Annotated in this window: 26 protein-coding genes and 1 tRNA gene; 18 read left to right on the forward strand and 9 right to left on the reverse strand. The window is 36.0% G+C overall.

Annotated features, from left to right (window positions below):
• Positions 1–43: 43 nt before the first annotated feature.
• Together DPQ89_RS06105 and DPQ89_RS06110 are read left to right on the forward strand one after the other, a co-directional pair.
• Complete coding sequence (locus DPQ89_RS06105) at positions 44–931, forward strand: ParA family protein (RefSeq protein ID WP_164848280.1); 888 nt, start codon at positions 44–46, stop codon at positions 929–931.
• On the forward strand, positions 921–1,181 hold the full coding sequence (locus DPQ89_RS06110; protein ID WP_127716035.1) for a hypothetical protein: 261 nt from the start codon (positions 921–923) through the stop codon (positions 1,179–1,181). The genes DPQ89_RS06105 and DPQ89_RS06110 overlap by 11 nt, the downstream gene beginning before the upstream one ends.
• Here the strand turns inward: DPQ89_RS06110 and DPQ89_RS06115 are convergent.
• The 5 genes from DPQ89_RS06115 to DPQ89_RS06135 all read right to left on the reverse strand — a co-directional run bounded on the left by DPQ89_RS06115 (position 1,178) and on the right by DPQ89_RS06135 (position 6,870).
• A complete protein-coding gene (locus DPQ89_RS06115; protein ID WP_127716036.1) occupies positions 1,178–2,866 on the reverse strand; it encodes a DUF4105 domain-containing protein in 1,689 nt (562 codons plus the stop codon). The two genes, DPQ89_RS06110 and DPQ89_RS06115, sit on opposite strands and share 4 nt — an antisense overlap.
• A gap of 65 nt (positions 2,867–2,931) precedes the next feature.
• Positions 2,932–3,498, reverse strand: a complete 567-nt coding sequence (locus tag DPQ89_RS06120) for a hypothetical protein (RefSeq protein ID WP_127716037.1) — start codon at positions 3,496–3,498, stop codon at positions 2,932–2,934.
• Positions 3,476–5,182 carry a hypothetical protein gene (locus tag DPQ89_RS06125; RefSeq protein ID WP_127716038.1) on the reverse strand — a complete coding sequence of 569 codons (1,707 nt, stop codon included), beginning with the start codon at positions 5,180–5,182 and terminating at the stop codon, positions 3,476–3,478. Before DPQ89_RS06125 ends, DPQ89_RS06120 begins: the two co-directional genes overlap by 23 nt.
• Positions 5,179–6,591, reverse strand: a complete 1,413-nt coding sequence (locus tag DPQ89_RS06130) for a hypothetical protein (protein ID WP_127716039.1) — start codon at positions 6,589–6,591, stop codon at positions 5,179–5,181. The genes DPQ89_RS06125 and DPQ89_RS06130 overlap by 4 nt, the downstream gene beginning before the upstream one ends.
• Positions 6,592–6,870: a hypothetical protein gene (locus tag DPQ89_RS06135; protein WP_127716040.1), complete on the reverse strand. Its 279-nt coding sequence runs from the start codon at positions 6,868–6,870 to the stop codon at positions 6,592–6,594.
• Positions 6,871–6,924: 54 nt separating this feature from the next.
• Between DPQ89_RS06135 and queA the strand changes: the two genes are divergently transcribed.
• The 7 genes from queA (at position 6,925) to DPQ89_RS06170 (ending at position 13,319) form a co-directional block, all read left to right on the forward strand.
• Positions 6,925–7,992 carry a tRNA preQ1(34) S-adenosylmethionine ribosyltransferase-isomerase QueA gene (queA, locus tag DPQ89_RS06140; protein ID WP_127716041.1) on the forward strand — a complete coding sequence of 356 codons (1,068 nt, stop codon included), beginning with the start codon at positions 6,925–6,927 and terminating at the stop codon, positions 7,990–7,992.
• Positions 7,989–9,107: a tRNA guanosine(34) transglycosylase Tgt gene (tgt, locus tag DPQ89_RS06145; RefSeq protein WP_127716042.1), complete on the forward strand. Its 1,119-nt coding sequence runs from the start codon at positions 7,989–7,991 to the stop codon at positions 9,105–9,107. Before queA ends, tgt begins: the two co-directional genes overlap by 4 nt.
• Positions 9,108–9,129: 22 nt before the next feature.
• The gene (gene yajC, locus DPQ89_RS06150; protein ID WP_127716043.1) at positions 9,130–9,471 is read left to right on the forward strand and encodes a preprotein translocase subunit YajC; all 342 of its coding nucleotides are present in this window, start codon (positions 9,130–9,132) and stop codon (positions 9,469–9,471) included.
• Between the two features lie 11 nt (positions 9,472–9,482).
• Complete coding sequence (locus tag DPQ89_RS18740) at positions 9,483–9,773, forward strand: twin-arginine translocase TatA/TatE family subunit (RefSeq protein WP_127716044.1); 291 nt, start codon at positions 9,483–9,485, stop codon at positions 9,771–9,773.
• Between the two features lie 159 nt (positions 9,774–9,932).
• The gene (gene secD, locus DPQ89_RS06160; protein ID WP_127716045.1) at positions 9,933–11,645 is read left to right on the forward strand and encodes a protein translocase subunit SecD; all 1,713 of its coding nucleotides are present in this window, start codon (positions 9,933–9,935) and stop codon (positions 11,643–11,645) included.
• A gap of 17 nt (positions 11,646–11,662) precedes the next feature.
• Positions 11,663–12,586, forward strand: coding sequence for a protein translocase subunit SecF (gene secF, locus DPQ89_RS06165; protein WP_127716046.1), 924 nt, complete (start codon positions 11,663–11,665; stop codon positions 12,584–12,586).
• Positions 12,587–12,590: 4 nt separating this feature from the next.
• On the forward strand, positions 12,591–13,319 hold the full coding sequence (locus DPQ89_RS06170) for a hypothetical protein (RefSeq protein WP_127716047.1): 729 nt from the start codon (positions 12,591–12,593) through the stop codon (positions 13,317–13,319).
• Here DPQ89_RS06170 and DPQ89_RS06175 read toward each other — a convergent pair.
• Positions 13,316–14,950: a hypothetical protein gene (locus tag DPQ89_RS06175; protein ID WP_127716048.1), complete on the reverse strand. Its 1,635-nt coding sequence runs from the start codon at positions 14,948–14,950 to the stop codon at positions 13,316–13,318. The two genes, DPQ89_RS06170 and DPQ89_RS06175, sit on opposite strands and share 4 nt — an antisense overlap.
• A gap of 329 nt (positions 14,951–15,279) precedes the next feature.
• Here DPQ89_RS06175 and DPQ89_RS06180 point away from each other — a divergent pair, with 329 nt between their 5' ends.
• The 4 genes from DPQ89_RS06180 (at position 15,280) to DPQ89_RS06195 (ending at position 17,292) form a co-directional block, all read left to right on the forward strand.
• Positions 15,280–15,585 carry an HU family DNA-binding protein gene (locus tag DPQ89_RS06180; RefSeq protein ID WP_127716049.1) on the forward strand — a complete coding sequence of 102 codons (306 nt, stop codon included), beginning with the start codon at positions 15,280–15,282 and terminating at the stop codon, positions 15,583–15,585.
• A 94-nt stretch (positions 15,586–15,679) separates the two neighbouring features.
• A tRNA-Cys gene (locus DPQ89_RS06185) sits at positions 15,680–15,761 on the forward strand.
• Positions 15,762–15,835: 74 nt separating this feature from the next.
• Positions 15,836–16,177: a hypothetical protein gene (locus DPQ89_RS06190; RefSeq protein WP_127716050.1), complete on the forward strand. Its 342-nt coding sequence runs from the start codon at positions 15,836–15,838 to the stop codon at positions 16,175–16,177.
• A gap of 62 nt (positions 16,178–16,239) precedes the next feature.
• Positions 16,240–17,292 (forward strand): hypothetical protein, encoded by a 1,053-nt coding sequence (locus DPQ89_RS06195; protein WP_127716051.1) that lies wholly within the window; start codon positions 16,240–16,242, stop codon positions 17,290–17,292.
• Positions 17,293–17,296: 4 nt separating this feature from the next.
• Here the strand turns inward: DPQ89_RS06195 and DPQ89_RS06200 are convergent, their stop codons facing one another.
• On the reverse strand, positions 17,297–19,798 hold the full coding sequence (locus DPQ89_RS06200) for an FG-GAP-like repeat-containing protein (RefSeq protein ID WP_127716052.1): 2,502 nt from the start codon (positions 19,796–19,798) through the stop codon (positions 17,297–17,299).
• Between the two features lie 389 nt (positions 19,799–20,187).
• On the opposite strand from DPQ89_RS06200, the gene DPQ89_RS06205 reads away from it, so the two are divergent.
• The 5 genes from DPQ89_RS06205 to DPQ89_RS06225 all read left to right on the forward strand — a co-directional run bounded on the left by DPQ89_RS06205 (position 20,188) and on the right by DPQ89_RS06225 (position 23,196).
• On the forward strand, positions 20,188–20,814 hold the full coding sequence (locus tag DPQ89_RS06205; protein WP_127716053.1) for a hypothetical protein: 627 nt from the start codon (positions 20,188–20,190) through the stop codon (positions 20,812–20,814).
• A gap of 267 nt (positions 20,815–21,081) precedes the next feature.
• Positions 21,082–21,660 (forward strand): hypothetical protein, encoded by a 579-nt coding sequence (locus DPQ89_RS06210; protein ID WP_127716054.1) that lies wholly within the window; start codon positions 21,082–21,084, stop codon positions 21,658–21,660.
• A 143-nt stretch (positions 21,661–21,803) separates the two neighbouring features.
• On the forward strand, positions 21,804–22,436 hold the full coding sequence (locus tag DPQ89_RS06215; protein ID WP_127716055.1) for a transposase: 633 nt from the start codon (positions 21,804–21,806) through the stop codon (positions 22,434–22,436).
• An 84-nt stretch (positions 22,437–22,520) separates the two neighbouring features.
• Positions 22,521–22,871: a type II toxin-antitoxin system RelE/ParE family toxin gene (locus DPQ89_RS06220; RefSeq protein WP_127716056.1), complete on the forward strand. Its 351-nt coding sequence runs from the start codon at positions 22,521–22,523 to the stop codon at positions 22,869–22,871.
• Positions 22,846–23,196: a DNA-binding transcriptional regulator gene (locus DPQ89_RS06225; protein WP_127716057.1), complete on the forward strand. Its 351-nt coding sequence runs from the start codon at positions 22,846–22,848 to the stop codon at positions 23,194–23,196. The genes DPQ89_RS06220 and DPQ89_RS06225 overlap by 26 nt, the downstream gene beginning before the upstream one ends.
• On the opposite strand, the gene DPQ89_RS18810 is transcribed toward DPQ89_RS06225, so the two are convergent.
• Both DPQ89_RS18810 and DPQ89_RS06235 read right to left on the reverse strand, forming a co-directional pair.
• Positions 23,180–23,299 (reverse strand): ORF6N domain-containing protein, encoded by a 120-nt coding sequence (locus tag DPQ89_RS18810; protein WP_206611141.1) that lies wholly within the window; start codon positions 23,297–23,299, stop codon positions 23,180–23,182. The two genes, DPQ89_RS06225 and DPQ89_RS18810, sit on opposite strands and share 17 nt — an antisense overlap.
• A gap of 39 nt (positions 23,300–23,338) precedes the next feature.
• Entirely contained in the window at positions 23,339–24,634 is a 1,296-nt protein-coding gene (locus DPQ89_RS06235) for an AarF/UbiB family protein (protein ID WP_127716058.1), read from the reverse strand.
• Positions 24,635–24,792: the final 158 nt, after the last annotated feature.

The following is a 24,792-nucleotide window of genomic DNA, read 5'->3' on the forward strand; positions in this document are numbered from 1 at the left end:
CATGCGGTAGAATTTTTGTAAAGTTCTACCTATGGAGGGTGAGATGGGAATCTTTTTTAATAAACAAAGAGAAAAAAGTCCTGTTGGTAAAGGCAAAGTCATTAGTTTTCTTAACCAAAAAGGTGGTGTAGGAAAAACGACAATGGCCTTCAATACTGCACATGCTTTGGCCCAAGGTGGCGCTAAAGTACTTTGCATAGATATGGACCCACAATCAAACTTAAGTTATCTCTTCAATATTGATGTTAATGAAACAGGTGCAACAAGCATTTTTCAACTCTTAATAAACTCAGTAAGAGAGTTAAAACCTCTACATAGGGCCGCCATCTGGACTGATGTACTCTGTAGAGAAGGTGATATTGATATATTACCCGCCGGTCAGGAGCTTTCAGGGCTAGAGTTAACGGTTGCTGGAATAAATGGAGCAAGACAGCTTATTCTAAAAAAGTTTATTGAACTAAATTCTTTAAAAACGGTCTACGACTACATAATTATAGATGGTCCACCAACTCTTGGGCTCATTGTTGTTAATATTCTCTGTGCAAGTGATGGGGCGATAGTTCCATTTAGGCCTGATGACTTTTCTAGAAAAGGACTCAATCACTTTTATGAAGTTTTAGAGGATATTTCAGATATGGGCGTTTCGCAGATTCCTGAGGTTCTTGCTCATATTCCAAACTTAGTTGATAGTAGACGTAAACAAGAAAGCGATGATCTTTTAAAGATCAAGAACTCTCTTGACGAACACTTTGGTGGACAAGCAGTTGTCACGGCACCTTTTCTAAATAAAGCACAATTGGTTAAGAGTCAGTCTCAAAAGAAGTCTGTTTATGACTATGCTTCAAAAGAGTTTTTACCATTGCAAGGTCAGTTTAATGATATGGCCCAAATAATAAAAGATTGGTCTAAGGAGAGTCATAGTGAGCACTAAAAAATCAAACCCTCTTTATCATGTCTCTAACGATGGTAAGGATGTAGAGTCAGTTGATGGAGTCTTAGAGCTAATTATTAAGAAACTTGGACTTACGCCGGCCTTATCTGTACTAGAAGATATTTTTAGCTTCCTTTTAGAACAAGTTTCAAGTTATGCAATGTTTAGTGTAGTAAAAGAAATTATTGACGAGTTGGTTGAGAAGCTTCTAGCAGTTTATTCAAAAATTAGGCCTCTTCTAAGTATTTAGAGGCCAAAATCTTTGTCTATGTATTTAATGAGTTTAAGGTGATTTAGAACAGACTCACGTTTTAGCAATCCTTCATATATAAATGTATTATTGCCAGTTCTATTTATTTGCTTCTTTGCTTTCTTTATTTCTTTTGATGTCCAGTTGCTCTTTAATAAATTCGTAATGCTCTTTGCACATTGTTTTGTTGTACATAATTCATAAATGACAGACTTTGCTGTCTCTAGTCCATGAATAATATTGTAGTTTGGTGCGCTTCTTCCTAAAAGAGATTGCCTGACCACACTTAAGTACTCTTGTTCTAGAGTTGAGTCGTAGATATTATAAAATAAAAATGTTTCTTCTTTGGTTAAGTTCCTTTCTAATGAAGGCCACTGGTAAATTGGAAAACTATAGTTTTCAAACTCTTTTCTATTAAGACCTAAGAGCTTAGAGAGTTTGACCTTTAACTTCTCGGCCTTATCAATTCTGAAAGCTGGATAAGGATTGAGTAATGACCTGGCCATCCATTTGTCTAGCTTGACAGGGACTCTACCTTGGATTCCAACTCTTTTCTTGTGAGGAAAGTTTGCATCTTTTAAAAGTTTAATAACTGCTCCAGCACAATTATTTGAAAAGAATGTGTACTTGCCCATGTTTTCACTTAGAATTCCCTTTACTTCAAGGTTTTTTATTACCAACTCAACTTTCTCTTTATTTTTCACGGAAAGATTCTCATAAGGTGATAATTCATCTTCCATTTTTAGGGCGTAGTAACCATTGGGCTCCATATAAGCATTGAATCTAGTGAAGAGTTTAAATTTTTGATCTTTAAAAAATGCTTGGGCCAGCTCTTGTGCATATTCAAAGTCATTAGAGGTCATATAGTAAATATTTTCACCATTTTCTACACTCCACAGCTCCTGACCTAGATTAAGAATTATTTCATTCTCAGCTAGATTTTTAGATAACTTCTTATAGGCAATTTTATAGGCTTGTCTGTAGAGGGCCTCATTTCTTTGGGTATCATTTTGAAATGGGTTACTTTCTTTTTCGACAATACCAAATGAATACACTCTCTCTTGAAGATCATCTTTAAATTTCATTTCAAAAATTTCGAATCCATTTTCCTTGTAGAGTTCTTGACCTTTTTTTATGGCCTCTTCTTTTGCTACTTTTAAGGCCTCTTCATAAACTCTTTGTTCACCATCTACTATATCTTTCCACCAATTTTGCAGGGTCGCTAATAGGTCTTCTCGCATTGAATTATCAGACGGAATAATATGTCTCTCTAGCGGTCTACCATCGTCTTTAATATATTGTTTGATATATAAGCGCATAGACTTAAAAACAGGAAAGATCGTATACTTTCCTGTAATTCCGCCTACCGTACTCATGTCAGGTCCATCTACATCAGCTACAAAGCTTACAGTGATATCATTACCAGGATCAGAATCACTATCAACGAATCTAAACATTGCATGACCAAATCGGCTTTCGACTCGAATATCTGACTTCTCAGCGATGATTAGTTCGAGTCCTATGATCTGCTTTGCTTCAATTTTCTTTTCTAGTCGCTTAACAAACTTCTTATTTAGCTGGTACATCTCACGGTGAGATTGTGACCATTGTAAGAATGCAATATTGTCATTATCAGATGCCTGAGCAGCTATTACGAATAAAAATAGAAGTGTAATTACTTTCATTGCTCTTTATTATTATAGGCCCCTAGCTTTGACTAGTGAAATGCGAATATAAGTAATAATTTTAGTTAGATAACTTGCCACTTATTAGAAATACAAAGAGCGTAGGTCACATAATTCCAAGCAATTGATCTTGATGAAGAGTTGTGAATCTTTTTAAAACTCTCGATTACTTGCTCTGTTGGGGGCGAATAGGGATAGAAGTCGTTGTAAATACTAAGAAAGTACGAAGTATTAAAAGCATCTGTGCTCACGAGTCCTTTTTTCATGAAGTATTCATTCATTAAAAGCTCATCTGCAGTCATCAGTTTACAAACTTTAATCATATATCCACTTCGAAGAATACTTGAATTTGGCGATATTGGGGCCTTGTGATTTCCCTTTCTATCAAAGCACGAGCTTTTGATTTCTTTTACAGTGTCTGGAGCTATTCTTACTTGATCATAAATATTGCAAGGAGCTCCAAATATTTCGATATTTGAAGTTATAAACTGATCAGTGTACTTAACGCTTTTTTTTCCAAAGATTTCATTCAATGTATTTGCAATATAGTGACGATTACCAATGACTTCTTTAGCAAAGCTAGCCCTAGAGTAGGATAGTAAAGTGAGACTAAGAATTAATAAAATCTTCATAGGCCCCCTCAATATTTTGAGCTTTGTCGACAGTAAGGTGGACTTGCTCATTTTTCAATTCTAGAAATGGATTTGCTCTTTTTATCAGAGGATTAATTCTTAAAACTGCAGCTATGGACGATGATAGATGTCCAATATTTAGTCTTTGATTATTGAAGCTTTTTATTGGAGCACTATTTCCAATTGTTCCCCATTTTTTATTGGAACTATTGAGTGAAGTGAATATATTACCAACCACTTGAGGGCCCTTAATAGCACCGCTATAGAATGTCGAACTATGGGCCTGTTCATTGTGAGCACTTCCACACAGTAGGTCATCTGGTATTCTATCAAACTCCGAACTTATATGAATGAGTGTTTCATCGAACAGACTAATATTGCCAATTTTAGTTTCTTTTAGGCGTGAGATTAATTCATTTAAACAACTCGCTAAGGATAAGTAGTATTGAGAAGTTGTCAAAAGATTTATATAGGAACCAGTTGCATGAGAATCAAATGAGGCGGCAACAATATTAGTGCGAAACTTTCCATCCGCGCTTTTTAAGCTCTCTTCGCTATAGGCCCTCTTTGAGATAATATTTTTTAGAATATTTCCAATCTCATTTTTACAGGAGACAACTATCGATGAACTCAGACCGTTAATGAGAACGTATTCAGTGAGTGCAAATTCTTGTGCCATGGTTTCAATTTCTACGTCATCTAAAATTGTTCGCAAGTCATCATCTAATAAGTACTTATCTATAAGCTTATAGGCCCCATAAACTTGATCTACATTTTCAATCTTTCCAGCATGAAGTTTAGGAACTAACTTGTTAGATGTAACCCCCTCTATTCTCGTCTTTAAAGCTCTAGAGATGAGGTCTTTATATTTTTTTAAAAGTAAATCATAGTCTGCTAGAAGACCATCTATACTCTGTCTGAAAAACCTTCTAGCACTATGAAGATCGTTACTAAGAGAGTTGTTACTCGTTTTTAGATTATCTAGTGCTTCATCTATGGCGGATTCAATTTCCTTTGTAGAAGGTAGGCCCTTTTTACCATCGCCGGATAATGGATCTAATAGGTAGTGAAGATAGTTGACATGGTCTGAGTTAATATTAGTTGCACTTGAGTGATGAGATTTATAGGCACGATTAAGTGGAGTATTTCCAATTGAGATTGATTTGAATGGTTTTTGACTTCGATCCGCAAGTACTCCGTTGATGCTCATTCCTCCAAGAGATGGGGCTATTAGCTTTGAGCATACCATTGGGTGACCAGTCAGTCCCCCGTGGTGAATTCCTCTGACCATCAGACAATTATCTAAAAGGTTTGTCATTTTTACTTGGTCGTTACTCGTTGTTGGGATGTGATTGTGCCAAAGTGTTGGAACATTTACTTGTTTATATTTTCTAATATTATAGGCAAGTGATTGAATCTCTCCAGATGAAGAAGTTACAAACTCATTTCCCACCATAGGGTGTTGATAAAATATATCCTCATCAAAAGGTTTTAGTAGGTGATCATAGTTCCATCTAGTTGGACCACCGTACATGTTAAATTGAAAATAGTTGCGTGTTTCAGACCTTTCTAACCTTGAAAATGAGCTTGAGTTTGGTGCATGAGTTATAAGCTTTAATAACTCTTTAATAGGGTAGATAGATCCAATCGCACCTATGGTATAGAGAAAACTCCTTCTTTTCATGGGGACACTCCAACATAGAATTTTGAGCTGATGAGCTCTCCTATGACTTTGGAAAGGTCTCCACTTTCTTTCAATTCTTTTGCAAGTTCGAGAATGAATTCTTTTTTCTGTGTTAAGTTTTCTATAGAAAAAGAGTTCTCCGTTATGAGATTTTTTTCGCCAGTTAGAAATTCAAAGTATCTAGAAGCTGTACAAATATATGGATCATCGAGCTTTGCTAGTTCTTTTCCAATTTGGGCAGGAGAGCTTAGTTTCTTTGAAATAAGCTTTCCATAGATATCTCTAAATATTAACTTTCCAGTTGGTGGTCTTTGAAAAAAATACTTATCTCTTTTATCAAGATTATCTGAAAAATCATGAATGGCGGGATGTTCCTGAATGGCCCTAAATGTAAAAGAGCCAGTGAATACTTCGCCTGCGTTAAAGATTTCGAGATTTCTAATTGTGCTAGCGAGTGGGTCGATACTTAAATGACAGTGCATACAGGAGCTTTTTTTCCTAAATGATATTTTTGAATTCTTCGAATAAGTAGCGTCTTCTGTTTTTATTAAGGGCAAGTCTCTACAAAGAAAATCTGAAAAGAGATTTTGGGCCCAACGGCGATGAAGTTTTTCAGCTCCATCCGTTGTACGATTATTGTGACCTGCATTTAGCATTAAATAGGAAATACTACCAAAAGCTCCGGGGAATCGTGATTTTTTTAAGTTTATTCCCTCAATTCTTTTGGACTCCTTTAACCTTGTGAAATATTGAGTACTACTGTCGAGCTCGGTGATAGCATATAGTTGCCCAAATTCAATAAGTTCTGGTTTCCATAGGTAAGTTTCGCCAAAATCGGTTGGATTATCTTGTACGCCTCCAACTGACCATTTTCTCTTATGCATACCATCTAAGTGAGACCTTATCGCACTTATATCTCTATCATTTTGAAAAATATTTTCATCATTTCCAACTCTCTTTGCCTTAAGTGTTTTTGAAGAGAGAAAGATATTATTTAGTGGATATGACTGGCCAAAGAGTGAGAGCGTAAAATGATAAGCGGCCTGATTTGAGTCAAATACATTTGTATTAGAGTGATCTTGTGTATCTGAGTTAAAGTTATAAAGCTTAAACCAAGAGGAATGGAGATTTTGAAAAGTATTAAGAACTGTAAATGACTTTGAGTCAAGATTTTCTAGTTGCCCACTTTTACTAAATTTTGCATGAGAAATAATTTGTAGGCAGGCCTTTTTAGCATCAGTCTTGCCTGAGTTAAGATCTATTAAGATTGGGTCATTGAGATCAACACGCTTGTTTAAAAATTGAGAATGGCACTTTATATATTTTCTAGCTTGTTCTGTAAGATCAATTGCGTTAGCGCAAAAAATTGTGATTGAGAAAATGATGATACTTTTTGCAAGTTGAATCAATTATCTAGACCTTTTGCGAATCCTTTTGATTTCACTTTGTTTGGTTTGCTCTTTTAGAACTTTGTTTTGAGTTGGTGGCAGCTCTTCTTTTTGTAGAGCGCTTGAGGATAAGGAGATACTATCTTGGGAGGAATTATCTCCCTGTTGTGCGATGTCCCAATTCGAGATATCAATATCTTTTGATGACTTCTCCAGCATTTCAAGTTCGCTTTGGAACGAATTTTGCGCAAAAGAGCTAGCTTGAAGTAAGAAAAATAGTATGGACGCCTTTACTAGCATTGATTCCTCATATACAAATCATATTCTTATAAATACATATATTTATTATGCCTAATGTTTGGAATAGCTGCAACTATGAATGATGTTGATTTGAGACTTAGTAACTATGATTTTGATTTGCCAGCAAGTCTTATTGCTGATCGCCCTGTTGCGGGACGTCATCACTCGAAAATGCTGGTCTATAAAGTGAAATCTGATGAAATCATTCATGATGAATTTATCAATCTATCAAATTATCTACCAGAGTCCTCCTTACTAGTTGTAAATCAGTCAAAAGTATTTCCTTGTCGATTAATTGGATCAAAGTCTACAGGTGGCAAATGTGAAGTCTTCATTCTAGACATTGAAGCAAATGAGCAAGGGCTACGTGAAGTACTAATTAAAACAACTTCTAAAAAAAGGCTTGAGCAAACTTTTCACTTTGAAAATGGTCTTGTGGCCACATTAAAAGAAATACGCGATGGCCGCTTCTTTGTTGAATTTAATAATGAAAACCTTGCGAGCTATTTAGAGGAGCATGGAAAAATTCCTATCCCTCCTTATATTAGAAATGGCGAAAGTGATGCAAAAGATGTCGAAGATTATCAGACTGTTTATGCAAAGGAAGTAGGGAGTGTTGCTGCTCCTACTGCTGGACTGCACTTTACTGAGGAAGTTTTTAAGTCTTTAGAAGATAAGTCAATCTCTAGAGCACAAGTCACTCTTCACGTAGGTCTTGGAACGTTCTTGCCAGTAAAGGTCGATAATTTACAAGAGCATAAAATGCATACTGAGAAGTATTTTATAGACTCTAAGAACTTAGATAAAATTAAAGGCAATCGTGAGATCTATGCCGTTGGTACAACTTCTCTAAGAGTTCTTGAGAGTTGTCATGATGGAAGTGATTTTAATTTAGAGGCAGATAAATATTACGAGACAGATATCTTCTTACACCCAGGTGTTGAGGTGAATTCCATAAAAGGATTAGTGACTAATTTTCACTTACCCAAATCAACTCTGCTCATGCTGGTGAGCTCTCTTATTGGAAGAGAGAAAACTCTTGAGCTATATAAAGAGGCCATTGCAAGAGAGTATAGATTCTTCTCTTATGGTGATTCCATGTTAATTTTGAGGGACCAATGACGACTATGTATACAAATATTGCCTATGACGGTAAGGCCAGGGCCGGAGTTGTAAAAACTGCCCACGGTGATATCGAAACACCTATCTTCATGCCTGTAGGTACACGAGCTACAGTAAAGTGTATGTGGCAAGATCAGTTAGAAGAGATCGGCTCTCAAATTATTTTGGGTAATACTTATCACTTATATCTAAGGCCAGGTCACGAGCTCATCGAAAGAGTTGGTGGTGGGCTTCATGGATTTATGAATTGGAATAAGCCTATTCTTACTGATAGTGGTGGCTTTCAAGTATTTTCTTTGTCAGATATAAATAAGCTAACTGAAGAAGGGGTTAGGTTTCAATCTCATATTGATGGCTCATATCATATGATCTCACCTGAGAAGTCTATGGAAATCCAGAAGGCCCTAGGCAGTGATATTGTAATGAACTTTGATGAGTGTCCTGCACTTCCAGCTACAAAAGAGAGACTTAGAGAAAGTATGGAACTTACTCTAAGATGGGCACAGCGCTGTAGAAACTATGAACTTAAAGAACATCAAAATCTCTTTGGAATCATTCAAGGCGGACTTCACTTTGACCTAAGAAGTGAGTGCATGGAACGTTTAGTTGAGATGAATTTTGAAGGTTACGCACTTGGCGGATTAAGTGTTGGCGAAAAAAATGAAGAAATGGTTGAGTTTTGCTCAGACTTTGTCCACACAATGCCTAAGGATAAGCCGCGCTACCTTATGGGAGTTGGAAAGCCACTAGATATACTTACAGGGATTAAAAATGGCCTAGATATGTTTGACTGTGTGCTTCCAACTAGGAACGCCCGTAATGGGCAGTTTTTAACCCACGATGGGCCACTAAATATTAAAAAAGAACGATTTAAGGAAGATAAAGCTCAACCAGATCCAGATTGTGAGTGTAAGGTTTGTAAGACCTATTCTAGATCTTATATTAGACATCTTTATAACACGGGTGAATACCTGGCCGGACAACTTATAAGTTATCATAACTTACACTTCTTTATTAAGATGACGAAGGACGCAAGAGCGCATATTATCGCAGGAACATTTGACGAATATTATAAGAACTTTTATAACAAATACACTTCTGAGAAATGGAAATAACTAAATAAAATAAGGATATATCATGTTAGAATTACTTTTTACTTCAGTACAGGCACAAGAAGCAACAGCTGCAGCAGCTCCGGGTGGTTTAGCGTCTTTCGCTCCAATGATCATCATCTTTGCAATCTTTTACTTTTTAATGATTAGACCACAGTCTAAGAAACTTAAAGAAGAGCAAGCACTTCTTGCAACACTTGGTAAAGGTGAAGAGATCTTCACTAAGTCTGGTATCATTGGAACAATTACAGGTCTTACAGATAAAGTTGTAACTCTTGATGTTGCGGAAGGAACAAAAATTAAAGTTCTAAGAAGCCAAATTGGTGGAAAGGCCAGTACAATCTTTGAAAAGAAAACTGAAAAATAATCGAGAATAATATGTTTGGAATTGGCGCAAGTGAACTTTTAGTAATCTTTCTTTTTGCCTTACTCTTTATTGGACCTAAAAAGCTTCCAGAGCTAGCAAAGGGATTAGGTAAAGGGTTAAGAGAGTTTCAAAAAGCTAAAGATGACCTCTTTGATGAGGTGAATAAACCTGCGCCAAAAGATGAAACTGTTGATGAAATAACTGTTTCAAAAGAGTCAGCAATTTCTGTTGATGAACAAACTGTGCAGGAAGTCACTGCCATTATTCAAGACCAAAAAGAAAAGACTAAAACTGACGCATAGGCACTCTACTAATTATTTTGGTAGTTTGCCTTATCTTTCGTTGCATTTTCGTTGAGTTTTCCACTATACTTTTAACAGTTTAAATTTAGGTATCTATATATAAGACACCGTTCGGAGTTAAGTCGTATTGATGTGACTTGTCCAATGAAGGAGTATTGAATGAAAAGAAGCTGGTGGTATCGCTTTATTTTCCTATTGTTAGTTGCTGTAACGTCGGTAGTGATGATCTTACCTACGACAATGGACTTCCATGAAGAATCTAATTACCCTGTTAAGTCTAAGATTAACCTAGGGCTCGACCTACAAGGTGGTCTCTACATGATTCTTGGTATCGACTTTAAGAAAGTCTACAAAGAAGAAGTAGAAGGTTATGCTAGAAAGATTTCTAATCTTTTAAAAGATGAAGGAATCCTAGCAACAAATGGTGAGTTAGATGTTGCTGATGAGCTTGATCCTAAGATCTCTCTTGTTCTAGCGAATGCATCTGATATGTCAAAAGTAAAAGATAAGATTCACGAATTCTATCAAGGTTATATTAGAATCACTGCTGATACTGGTACAAACCTACAGATCGCTTTAACGAAAGTTTTAAAAACACAAATTGAAGAACAGTCGGTATCAAAGTCTATTGAAGTTATCCGTAACCGTATTGATGAGTTTGGTGTAACTGAGCCTGAAATTATTTCTCAAGGTAATGATAGAATTATCGTTCAGCTTCCTGGTGTTAAAGATATCGATAGAGCGAAAGACCTCATCGGTAAAACAGCTAAGTTAACATTTAATCTTGTTAATAATGAAGTAAGCCCAGTAACTATTCAGGAATGGATAACTAAGGCCGAAGCAACTGGTATAACTTTCAAAAAAGGTGATCGTTTTTCGACTTATTTAAATGGTCTGAATGATTACTTAAAAGGTGAGAAGCTTCTACCTGCTGGTTGGGTTTTAGCTTTTGAAAAGAAAGTTAGTAAAGTAACTAATGAGCTTGAATCTAAAATACCTTACCTAGTAGAAGAGAATACTGCTCTAACAGGTGAAGCTCTTCAAGATGCTAGAGTACAAATTGATCAACAAAAGAATGAGCCTTACGTTTCTTTAGAGTTCAAATCAAGTGGAGCAAAGCTCTTTGAAGAGATCACTGGAAATAGTATTGGTAGACAATTAGCGATTATCCTAGATGGTAACGTTTACAGTGCACCAAGTATCAATTCAAGAATTGGTGGTGGTAGAGCACAAATTACTCTTGGTTCTGGTGGTTTCAATTCTGTTATGAAAGATGCAAGAGACTTGGCCCTTGTTCTAAGAGCTGGTGCACTTCCTGTGCAACTAGACTTTCTAGAGCAAAGAACAGTTGGTCCTTCTCTTGGTCATGATTCGATTGATAAGGCTCGCTTTGCTTCTATGATTGCTTGTTTAGTCGTATTTGGATTTATCCTTATCTATTATAGAGTAAGTGGTGGAATCGCTATTGTAACTCTTGGTTTAAACGTTCTTGTTGTTCTAGCATGTCTAGTTGGGCTTGAAGCAACACTTACTCTTCCAGGTATTGCAGGTATCGCGCTTACGATTGGTATGGCCGTCGATGCAAATATTATTATCTATGAAAGAATACGAGAAGAAATTCGTAAAGGTGTTGGTTACTACAAGGCCGTTGAAAGTGGATTTGATTCAGCTTTCTGGACAATCATTGATGCTAACATTACGACAGCTCTAGCTGGTTTCTGTCTGCTCAACTTTGGTACTGGTCCAATTAGAGGGTTCGCTGTAACTCTTATCATTGGTATCTTTGCTACTGTTTACACTTCTTACTTTGTTGGGAAGTTATTATTTGAGTTCTATATGGATAAAACTAGAGGAGAAGACCTTAGTATCTAAGGTCGAGGGGAATTATCGTGTTTGAAATAATTAAAAGTGACACAAAAATTAATTTTGTATCTAAGTTTTCTATAACTGCAACATTGTCTCTTATTCTTGTCGCTGTTTCGATTTTTGGAATTGTTACCAAAATGGATTACGGGGTAGACTTTAGAGGTGGAGCAGAAATACAACTAAAGTTTAGAGATGCAGTTGCGCTTGATGGAATTAGAAAGACTCTAACTGACGCCGGATTCAAAGGAATCGCTGCTCAAAGTATTGGTGAGCCAGTAGATAATGAATACCTTGTTAAAGTGCAAGGTGATGAGTCAAATTTAAACCAAATTACAGATCAGGTTTCAAGTGCTCTATCTAATACTTACGCTTCAGCTGGAGTAGAAGTTAGAAAGGTAGATATCGTTGGACCAAAAGCTGGGGCCCAGTTGAGAATTTCAGGTTTTCAAGCAATGCTTTGGGCCTTAATTGCTATCATGATCTACATTGGATTAAGATTTGATTTTAAGTATTCTCCAGGAGCTATCGTTGCACTCTTTCATGATGTAACAATAATTCTTGGTGTATTTGCATTCTTTCATGTTGAATTTACTCTACAGACTGTTGCGGCCCTTCTTGCTGTTATTGGTTACTCAGTGAATGATACGGTTATTGTTTATGATAGAGTAAGAGAGCATGAAGATAGAAATCCTGCCCTAGCTCTTGGAACTCATATTAATAATGCTGTTAATGAAACACTTTCAAGAACAATTATGACTTCACTTACAACTTTATTTGTTTCTGGTGTTATGTATGTTTTTGGTGGACTTGCGATTAGAGATTTCTTCTTAGCAATTACTCTTGGTGTTGTGATTGGTACTTATTCATCAATCTTCGTGGCCGCTCCTGTGACTTTATTCTTTGATAGGATGAAAGGTAAGGAGCAGGGCTCAGCTGCTAAGGCATAGTCTCTTGATTAAAAAAACTTTTCAAAAAAATATTCTAATCCTAGGAGTTGTACTTCTAGGATTTTCTTTTTTACCTACTTTTTCTTATAGTCAAAATTCTGATGTGGAATATGTTGAAAATGAAGATCATGATAGTGAAGAGTTAGAGAACGTTATCGAAAACTATCGTAAAGAAAATAGTGAAATGGTAAATATGCTTCAAGAGATGAATAAAGATGGAAAGATCTCAGAAGAAGAAAAAATGAAGCTCGCTCAAATGTATGCGGGAAATATGAAGCCTGGGCAAAAAATGGATCGGGCCGAAATGCTAAAGAAAATGCCTGCTATGATCAAGCAGTTAACCGGCCAGTTTTCACGTATGAGTAGACCAGCTGCTCGTGCCAAGATTCAAGAAAATATTGACCAGACTCCAGCTAAGGCAATCTTTAAGTTCATTCCTAAGGGAGTAGACTTTATAACAGACCTTCTTAGAAGTGATACGGCTTTGATTTCGCTATTAGGTATGTTTAAAGATAAAGCAAAGCTGACTCAATTCTTCATAGCAAACCTTGTTACATTTATTCTTGGGTTCTTTATTTTAAAAAAATCAAAAGAAGCTTCTTTCTTTGAAAGAGTTACTAAATGGTTTATGAAAAAAGGGATTATTTATTCCCTTAGAGTGGGAATTCTCATGTACTTCTTCTCAAATGAAGTAGGTCCTACTTGGGTAATCTTTTCAAATACATTTTTCTAATCTAGTGCTGGAGCGCAGCCAAATCTCTTATCTGGCGGCGTAACCGTTGTAGTTAGACCAGTTTGACTAGCATCTACATTTAACTCTGTTGGCCTTCTTACAGTGTAAATCTTTTGAGAAGACTTTTTGATATACGGATTCACTGGATCTGCTGGCCAGTAGAAGTGAATAGTTTTTTGAGAAGCTGTTATTTCATCAGGAACATAGTGCTGACCATTTTCATAGTAGAACCAGATTTTCTTTAAGAGATTCTCTCTTATGATAAGAATATCCTGAGGAGCAAGAACAGGAGTATTATCATTATTTGTTAATAACTCAGGCTCTTTAATAGACATGTAGATACCTTCTGTACTCACACCTATAACTTCTTTCATTATATTAAATAGCTTATCTGTTCCGTTGTACTCTGCTTGTCCTGGACAGTAAGCGCGACCAGTTACTTGATCTATCCAAGGAAGTAGATAGAAACCTAGATTTGGTGCGGACCCGTTAGAATCAGGAACATTTGGCCATGTAAGTAGTCCAAAGATATTAATTGTTTTACTAATACCGTGTTCATTTAAAAGTCTTTCTTGTAGTTGCTCATTTATATCAGGTCTAGAATTAGCATTTTGATCTGCAAATCTAACATCAGATTGATCCCATAGGGCAAAGTGTTGCGGAATTAATTCTAGTCTATCATACAGAGGAGAGTCGTTATCCCCATACTTTGCTACATCATGACAGAATAAGAATGGGTTTCCTGGAGGTAGTGAAGTTGGATTATTATTGCTTGCAAAGTAGAAGTGTAACCTTGCAGCGTTGTCGTATAAATTCCCTGCGTCTACCTGTGTTCCCGCTCTAGTTAAGCAAGTGTATTGAGATATTGGCATGATCTTTAGAGGAGTTTCATCCGGATCTGTCGTAGATGAATATTCTGTTCTTCTTATTTGGAAAGACTGGCTTTGTGCATTTGATCCTGAACCTTTTTCTTTTAGAGTCGCAACATATGTCTTGTCCATTGCCAATGAAGAGATATTAACTTTAAAGCTATTTGAATTAGGACTTATCTCTATAGAGAGATCTTCAGTTCCACTGCCATCATATACTTCAAGAAAGCATCCTGGTCCAGTTAGTCCATCACCAATTTCATTAGTACACCAATTATATAGGTTTCCTAGGTTCTCATTTAATGAAATTGTAGGGCCTAAAGTTGTTGATACAAATAGGGTTGCAGCTTCAGTGTTTTGAGTTGAGCAAAAGCTTGCACAATTATTTATGATATCAGGAACATTACCCTTACAAGCACAGAAGTCTCTTTTGATATAAACTTCATTAGTTGGTCTAACAATTTTAGTGGACTCATCTAAACAGATACCTGCAGAAGCAGCAATAATATCTTGAATGTCTGCACTTTGCTCAGCTGTAATAGTGGCCAGTTCGTCACCTGTTGGCTGGTAGTATCCTTCTGGACAAATATTGACACAGGAATCTCCTGTATCTAGTAGGAAGAGATCTTCACCGCAGCCAGCACTTGTGGCACCTTGAGCACTACTTTTAATAACTGGTTTACCTTCACGACCATCACCTGTAACACAACTTGCCAAGTTGAGAGTGAGTAGGGCCATTAATATAAACTTGAGTGTTTTCATCCGTCTATTCATCCTTAATAATTCATAATACTCTTCGTCAAAATATCCTTATACTTGAATTTGTTTCTTTAATTTTAGCTGAATTACTGCTCAAACTTTGAGACTTTTCACTTTATTCGAGATTTCAGTACTTTATGTGAGTTTTTTGCAATATAATAAAGCTATAGTCGGCACGAAAAGTTGGCAGCTTAGCTTATTTAGTCTTTGAATTTTCAATAGATTAGAATTATTTAAAAAAAGTGAGTTAGACTGTTTAGAAAATACTCGTAACTGCCGAGAAGTTTATTAATCATACAAAACTTATATAAATGCTTCACAAGGAGAGACGTATGACTAAAGCGGATCTTGTAGCTGCTATCGAAAAGCAGGCAAACTTAACACACAAACAAGCGGAATCAATCGTAAACATTTGTTTTGATTCAATGATCAAATCCCTCTATAACGATGAGAGAATTGAAATCAGAGGATTTGGCTCATTTGCTAATAGAAATTATAAAGCTTATGAAGGACGTAACCCTAAGACTGGTAAAGTAGTAAAAGTACCACCTAAGAAAGTTCCATTTTTCAAAGTAGGTAAAGAACTTAGAGAAATGGTAGACCAAGGTAAAGATAAGTACGTCATTCGCGAAGCATAAAGAATATCTATATAACAACCTAGAACTACTGAAAAATCAGTCAGTTCTAGGTTGACATATTTACTTCAATCAATCATTATACATTCATTAATGAGGTCAGGTGGCAGAGCGGTCGAATGCGTCGGTTTGCAAAACCGATATCCCACGCGCCGGTTCGAATCCGGCCCTGACCTCCATTAATTTCTTTTTTCTCATTTACATTTTTCTTTCTCGCTTGATACCTTATTAGAAAAAACTAATAGGAAATTCTGTGAAAAAAATCATGCAAATCATCTCTTTACTCTTACTAACAAACTTGTCTATGGCCATAGAATGTACTGGAGAAAGAAGGGAGACGATTGGTAGCGAAGTCTATGTCACAAAAGCAAAACTCATTGATCAAAATTATTCGACAGTTCTAAAACTAGAACTTGATATAGAAGAGTCATATTTCTCAGCTCAAATAGATGGAGATGATGTGTTGGCGATTATTTCGATTGGTCCAAATTACACAGACGGTAATCTTTCGAGATCTAGTTTTAATAGCTCCGGGCAGTTAAAACTATCATATGTCTCCGCTGCATTGACTTTGATTTTAGAGTGTCACAAGTAACGAGTTCTAAAGTATAAATTGCCGACTATTTTTCTTTTTAGACTAAGTTTAGTATTTATTTAATGAAATACTTTACTCAAATAATTTTCTTATTCTACTCGCTTAGTATAAGTGCAGATTATTCTTTAGAAGAAAATTATAGACTCATTAAAGATAAGTCTTTTTTCGAGAGAAGCCTTCATAATTCGCTCTATGAGTCTTATCTAGATTTAGATATTACAGCGACAATAGATGGATATACACTTTCACAAGATATTAATGAAATCAGCTCGAGTTCAAAAACAAGTACTGAAAAAGAAGCAGCTGTTTTAGCGCTGTTAAATGAAAATCAGTCGACTCAAAATTTTGTTGAACTAAACTCTGCGTTTGCGATTCCTCTTCCATCTATCAATATAAAAAAGTATCGCCTAACTTCTTCTCTTTTCTATAGTTTGAATCTTTCATCTTTATTTGCGATTTCGACTTTTGACTCAGCTACTTCTCCTAGTACAAAGGTATATATGAATAAGGAGACTAGGGCAGGAGTCAGTACTATCATTACTCACCAAGATAAGCGTGAATCATTCTGGAAGCTTAATCTATTTTATTCAAGAAAGGATGATACGTTAATTAATCAAAGTGTTAATGATCTTCTTCGAAATACTAAGATCTATGACTTTGGAACACTTAATAAAGGGGAGTCGAACCTTAGTGCTGATTTGTTATGGAATACTAAAAATATTCATAGAACAATCAAGCTTGAGGTTTATGATTTAGATTTAATTGATCTAAGTTCACAAAAGGCGTTAACTTTTTCTAGCACGCCACTTCTTCATCTGTTTTATCAGCGTCACACTAAGAGTTTAAAAGATTATAGATTCGAATTCTTTGGTGGTTTACATTACCGAGACGAAGTCCCTCTTCTAGACGGACTCTATATTGGTTCATGGTTCTATTCTCAACGCTCTTCTTTTAGAACATCAATTAGCGTTAGTAAGAGTTTCTTATCTGTTGTACCTGAATATAAAGGAGATAGATTTTTTATTAATTATAAATTTAAGCTAAGTTACTTAGGAAAGAGAGATGGATTTAAAACTCCAATTATTCATACATTAAGTTCTGGTATTACTTTTTAATTCTTTAAGGTAGTTTTTCAATTTGAATATAAACTGACCCTGAATTATAACCAATATCATCATCTGCAGCTGCACCCATGATTAAATCTTGAGAACCATCGTTATTGAAGTCAAAAGTTGTTATAGAATATCCTAGCCATTCTCCATGATCGTAAGAAGGGGCGTCGAATGTTCCTGTTGAGTATGGTGATACTTCAACACCTGTTGATTTTCCTTTATAGATCCAAATATTTCCGGCATCTGTTCCTCCAATATCATCTAGGTACGAGCCAACAAAGAGATCTGGGTAACTTGAGCTATAATATAGACCTCCATGTAGAGCAGAGCCGAAGCCTACATTTGCTAGTGCCGTAGGAGCTGTAATATTAGAGTCTATCGTAGTGTCAAGAAGTGTATTCACTCCAGCGTTAGCTCCATTTGTCCCATTAAGCATTACATGGACTATGCCTGTTCCAGCAGCTGTAGTGTCATTACCTGGAGAACCTATTAAGAGATCTTTATCTCCATCTCTATCATAATCAAATGCTAGAACTGAAAAACCATAATAGTCGAGAGTTGCTCCTGCTGGATTATGGAATCGGGTGTAGCTATTTAAGTCTACAATTCCAGTAGTAGAGTTTGATCTAAAGATATATATGGCCCCTTGATTTACGGCAGTGGAGTCATCGAGATGTGCTCCAACAATCAGATCATCAAAACCATCATTGTCTATATCTCCTACGCTCAAGGAAGAGCCAAAGCCATAGTTCGTTGTCGCAGGACCGAGGACTGTTAGGTTTGGAGAGTGTGAAACACCACTTGAACTTCCTAGGTAAATATTTACTCTACCTGCATTTGCCCCACTTGTATCATCATTAATTGCGCCAACAAGAAGGTCTTTATATCCATCTCTGTTGTAATCATAGACGATACATGAATGTCCAAGGCCTGTGGTTGAAACGGTTGCAGAATCAGCTCTAATTTTAACATCAGGTCTCTGGTATATTTCTCCACCGGTACGCTTGTAGTAAATATAAATTGATCCGTTGTCAGTAAAGTTACTATCATCGAGATAAGCACCGACAATAAGATCATCCATACCATCATTATTCATGTCACCATGACAAACTGAAGAACCAAAGGATCCATTGGCATTCAATTTCTTTAATGTAGGAGAGGTATGATAATCATAAGTAATCTTCTTTGATCTCGCTGTGAAGTCAATTCCTCCCCAGTAAGTTCTCGCTAGTACTGATACACTTCCTCCTGAGTAGCCCTCAGTTCTGCTTAGAATGGCGCCAACAAGTAAGTCTGGATAAGAGTCTCCTGTAACATCGGCAAGAGTAAGACTTGATCCGAAGTACTCAGCAGATACACTTGTGTAGGGAGGCCCTACAACAGAGTCTACGGTGGCATTAGTTTGTATATCACTATAAAGGTAAAGGGCGCCGGAGTCAGCAAAGCTATCATCTGCCCTTACGGCACCAATAATTAAATCTATTTTAGAGTCTGCATTATAGTCGGCCGAAAGAATTGATTCTCCAAAGTTATCATTGGCAGTTGGGACTGGATTATAAATATTTGCACTAGGTGTAGTATTACTAACAACCCACGTTCCATTAACTCCATTTCCATAATATACAAATACAGCTCCTGCATTTGAGCCACCAGTATCTTCGTAAGGACAGCCTAGGTAAATATCTAGAAGACCGTCACCATTGTAGTCTCCGGTTTCAAGGCCATGTCCACATTCATCGCTGGCGCTTACTAAGGCCGCTGGCATATCAACTCTAAGTGCTGATGCTGTACTATAAAGAATATTACTAGTTCCTGGGATAATCCAAAAGCCACCAGCATTGGTACTCGGTGTATCTGCGTATTTTGCAGAAGCAATGATTTCGTAATATCCGTCTTTATCAAGGTCTGCTACTCGTATAGTTGTACCAAAACCTTCGTTTACTGTATTGGTGGGGTGATCAAGAATTTGAGATGGGGAGGAGTTTAAACCATTGGCGCTACCGTAATAAATATAAATTGATCCAGTATTAGCACCAACTCTATCCTCAGTAGGAGCTCCTACGAGTAAGTCGCTGTAACCATCTCTATTAATGTCAAAAGCAAATAGAGCATTTCCAAATAAGTTGTTAGTATTTGTGTTGGCAGAAATCATTTTGTCTGCGACAGAGAAATCTGTTCCATCTTGAATTGAGTTATAGATAAAAACACCACCAGTATCTGTTTGACCAACGGAGCCTAAAACACTGTAGTCTCCATTTGGAGCACCTACTGCAAGATCATTCTTTCCGTCATTGTTAAAATCTCCAACGGCAATAGACTGACCAAAGAATGAAGAGCGATCATCTGCGGGTGAAACAAGTTTTACTTTTCCAGAGCTTTGATCAAGAAGCCACTGAGTAGATGCTGCCGGAGCTGTACTAAGTGGAGCAGATGCCTCTGGTGTTTTGCCACAAGAACTCAATAATAAGAAAATGGCATGGAAAATTAATAACTTGTTTAAGTAGTTCATGCCAACTTATCGACTTTAGTAAAGAAAACATAAATTTTTGCTAAAGAAAGACTGAATTACTAGGTGTTGTAAAGTTGAGTAAAATACTTTTTTTAGAAGTGAGAATAACTAGAGTTTTTAATTTAGATTGTTCGCTATTTGGCGTGCCTTACAAAGCTTGAAGATACCATAAATAAAAGAAGAATTTGAAATGTCAGCAATGAATGAATTGAGCTTTATAAAAAGAAGACGAATTCGTTAGGAAAATTAACAAACAGGCAGTTTGTTACTGTTAACTATTCGTAATTTATCCAAATCTAACATTTGTAATCTTTACTTAAATAGACTTATTTTATTGTGATTATTTTGATAGTTACTATACTTAGGCTTTATGGTTAAGGAGTATTCTTATGAAGTATCTAATCTTATTATTAGCATTTGCGACTTTTTCAGCACAAGGTTACACACCTACTGAGGATCAGCGAAAAGAATTTTATGAAGCTTTTCAGAGTCGAGACTACCCTTATCTTGCCGAGAAACTTAAGGATGGGTACGATCCTAACGATTCTAATTATGATTTTCCTACAAAGAACCACACATATGTAGCCACACTGTCTGCACAAAGAAGAGATAGTGATTTTTTTGAGTCCGACTTAAAACTCTTGCGTCAGTTTCTTGAAGCTGGGGCGAGTGTGGAGGCGACAAGTGATAGCGGTGGTTTTCCGTTGTATTTTGCGGAAGAAATTGAGGTAGCTAGTATCTTAGATGAGTTTGGGGCTGATTTTACTAGAATCTATCATAATACTAGGTTTGGAGTAATTGAGGGGCCAGAGCGCTATATAAGAAACCCTAGAGTTTTGGAGGTTTCTTTTAATTATGGAGTTGTTCCTACTTGCAGGGAGGCTAATGTTCGTTGGTACAGAGGCGGTTCTCGTGAGAAACGCGAAAACCGAGAGCTTTACGACAGGTTCTTCTTACTTCATTTTGGGAAGAATAAAGTTGATTTTTGCGATGCAGATGATGATTGGGGCTTTTAGGTACACGCCTCCTTTTCGCGAAATCAAGATCATAACTTTGTTCGTTTCTAAAGTGAATTTCTCACAATCTCAATAACGGTAAGACAAGATTAATGGGTGTTTAGATTTTAGTTTGGATACTTGGAGGGATGAAAATCTTGCTGACAATGCATCAGTTTAGTAAGGATTCCACTCCTTGTAATTTTTACATTATCGGAGTTAACTCTGGATATTTTTTATTGAGGGCTTATATTTAAAATATACCTGTTCTTTATGGAGATGAATTTTATGTTTAAATTTGCAGTTGTTTTATTTTCTATACTGACGGTTTTTAACTCATTTGCCTTTGAGCCTAGCGACTCAGAAATGAAGAATATTATTTCTGAGTTACGCAGGGGCGAGTCTGACTTTGTTCTCTCACTGCTTTCTAAGGGGATGAATCCTAATATTTCTGTGTTTCATAATATTCCCCTGCTTCATACAGCACTTTATAGCGAAAATGGAGATAGCAACTTGAATCGAAACTATAAGAAATTGGCTAACAGTCTTATTCTTAATCCTCGCACAGACCTTAGTAGTGCCAATGTGGATGGAGATACACCCCTATTTATAGTTCGTAACTTTGAAAGAGTTAAACTATTATTGGAAAACGGGGCGAACCCTCACTATGTTAAAGTAAATACTCAATATGGAATTTCGACTACACTTTTATCTACCCAGACTAGTTATCATATAGTTCGTCTTCTTTTAGATTATAAAGTAGCAGTTACTTGTGATGATTATATGTCATCTTATACTACCGAGATTGAGAAACTGCTTTTTGAGAAATTGGCTTCAAGTGGAGTTGATCCTGATTCTTGTTGGTGATTTAGCTTCGGAAAGTACGGAAAGTACACGCCTCCTTTTCGCGAAATCAAGACTTTAACTTTGTTCGTTTCTAAACTGAATATCTCACGATCAAAATAACGGTTTTCTTGAAGATGTCTAATGTGTGATGATATTTGACTTCGATGCCAAGAAGAAAACTAATTCGACAAAATATTTATCCATACCATGTCACTACGAGAACAAATAATAAAGAATGGTTTAAAATTCCCCTTTGTGAAGTTTGGGATATCTGCAAACAAGCTCTTGTTTATTCTTTGGAAAAAGAAGAAGTAATTATCCATTCATTTGTTCTAATGAATAATCACTATCACTTATTAATATCTACTCCTAATAAAAATATAGATCGATTTATGATGTACTTTAACCAGCACATAGGGAGACTGATTAAGAAGAATGTAAATATAATAAATCATAAATTTAGCAATCGTTATAGCTGGTCAATAATTGATAAGCAAAGCTATTTGTTGAATGTCTATAGATACATTTATCAGAATCCAGTACGAGCAAAAATAGTAAAAAGAATTGAGGATTATCCCTATAGCTCAATTTATTTTTCATCACATGAACGTAAGAAATTCAACTTTCTTCCACACATCGAATGGGCAATTGGAAAAAACTGGCTAGAGAAGAGATATAGTCAAGATTTTGATTCAATAATGAGATGTGGATTAAAGAAATCTTTTTTCCAACCACATCAAAAGATTTCAACTCTTGAAAAAAGAATTTTATCTGAGGCTAACATCACAAGGTGTTGATTTTGCGAAAAGGAGGCGTGTACCCTATGCTTATGACATTAAATAGTATATAATATTTAATGTCATACTTAGGGTGCCGATAGTATGATTAGAACATTTGTAGAAACTGATATTTTTAAAGCTTTACTAGACCAAGAAGGTGATAAGGGCCTTGAAGCTACGATAAAGAATAATATTTTGGAAGACCCTTCTCGTGGTGATGTAATAGCTGGAACTGGCGGGGTCAGAAAATTTAGAGTAAGTGATAAAAGTAGAAGAAAAGGTAAAAGAGGTGGATTTAGAATTCTATACGTTGATTTACCAAAATGTAAAATAACCTATCTGCTATTTTTATACAATAAAGATGAGCTTGAAAATATATCTTCACACCAAAAGAAGGCCTTAAGGAAGATTGTTGAAGGAGTAAAAAATGAGTGCGAAAAGAAAAAAACTTGAAATCACAAAAGATAACTTTGGAGACTTACTTCTTGCAAGTGCGAATCAAGCACTTGATCACGCTCGTGGGAAAGTGACTTTAAAATCAGAGGCTCTCGAACTTCCAAAGGAGCCACCGAAGTTTTCAAAAACTAGAATTAAAAAAATAAGAGAACAAATATTAGAAGTTAGTCAGCCTGTCTTTGCAACAATTCTTGCTTGTTCACCTAGTTCTGTTAAATCGTGGGAGAGAGGAGAAAATACTCCAAATGGTTCTACTAGAAGGTTGCTTCAATTAATTGAGAATGATCCAACGTATTTTTTACAGACTATAACAAACCCGTGAATGAACGACGGCCAATATTACGTCTAACTGTCTTTTTAAGTGTCTTCGTTTCAACTCCATAAAGCTCTGCTAAATCACTATCAGTATGAGCTTCTGAATTCATTTTCCAACTCTCAAAAAAGAATTTTATCTGAGGCTAGAATCACAAGGTGTTGATATTGCGAAAAGGAGGCGTGTACCCTAAAAAACACTTTTTGACATCAAATCTAGATTTCAAGTTTTTCATGATGGTAAAAACACCTAAAATTTTTCGGTCCAGAAAGATAAATTGCGATGGGATCTTATCGATCTTAATTGTCTTACGTAACTTTTCGCCATATTTGATTAGTTGATCGGGAAGATCCGTCTCTCCCCAGTCGTAGTCATTACTTCTTAAGGGAGATGAAAGTAGAGTAATATACTCCCACAATAGATCCTTATCTATTTCTAAATTTGCTTTAGCATACTTTGAAAACTCATCTTGTATTTTGAAAAAACTTTCGCGATCTAATTCATAGCTAGAAGTTAAAAATCCTTTGTAGAAGTTTAGTACTTCACTATCAAATTCAAGACATGCCCCAAAATCTATGAGGTAAGTACTAGCAAGGTCTTCGCTCACAAGGTAGTTTCCACCATGAGAATCCGTTTGAACCAATGAGTAGACAAAAATTTCTTTTAGAAAGAGTTCAAATAACTTCATCCCTAGCTTATTTCTTTGCTCTTTGTTTTCTTCTAAAATAGGAACTTGGTTTATATGAATACCGTAAACTCTATCCATGCAAATTGAAGTGTTATTAGAATACTGATCATGAACTTGGGGTATTTTAAAAAAAGAATCGTCTAGTAGAGACTTATACTTATTCATGAGACTAATCTCTCTTTTGTAATCCATCTCTTTTCTTAGCACATCCTCAATTTCAAGAAAAACTTCGCTCGTATCAATTGAGCTTGGGAAGATATTTAGCATTTTAGCTAGAATTTTAATAAAATACATATCGGCGCCAATGGCCTTTTCTATTCCTAGGTATTGAATTTTAAAGATAACTTCATTTTGGTTTTCCTTATGAACCGCTGAGTGTACTTGACCAATACTTGCAGCAGCAAGTGGTGTTTCAGAGATATCAAAGTGTGAGTGTGCTGTAGCTGATAGTTGTTTCTTAATAACTTCAAACTCTAAAAAGTGAGTTGATGATTGCAGTAGACGAAGTTTCTCATTAACACTTTCTGAAAAGTAATATTCTCCGTATTGAGAAATAAGCTGTCCGGCCTTGGTAATAGAACCTTTGTAATGGGATAGATCATCAACAAATTTCTGTGGATCAACTCCAATAATTGATTCCAAGATCTTCTTAGGATCGTTCTTATTTTTTAAAATACTTAGTCCTGTTTTTAGACCGTAGTTTAATATAGAAGCGTTTCTTTTAAATAATCCATTCTTGATCTTGTTAAGCTTTTTCATTTTATAAATTTAACATCTTTGAAGAATCCAAGCTCAAAAAAGCACAAATGTTCAAGTTATCGCTGCGCGCGTATAGCTATAACCCTAAAAATACTGCTATGTGGCTAAAATCTTTTCTTAAAACTAGGGTGAGTTTATAGCTAATCTCAATTAGTTAT

This window comes from Halobacteriovorax sp. HLS, from assembly GCF_004006665.1.
Classification (GTDB): Bacteria; Bdellovibrionota; Bacteriovoracia; order Bacteriovoracales; family Bacteriovoracaceae; genus Halobacteriovorax.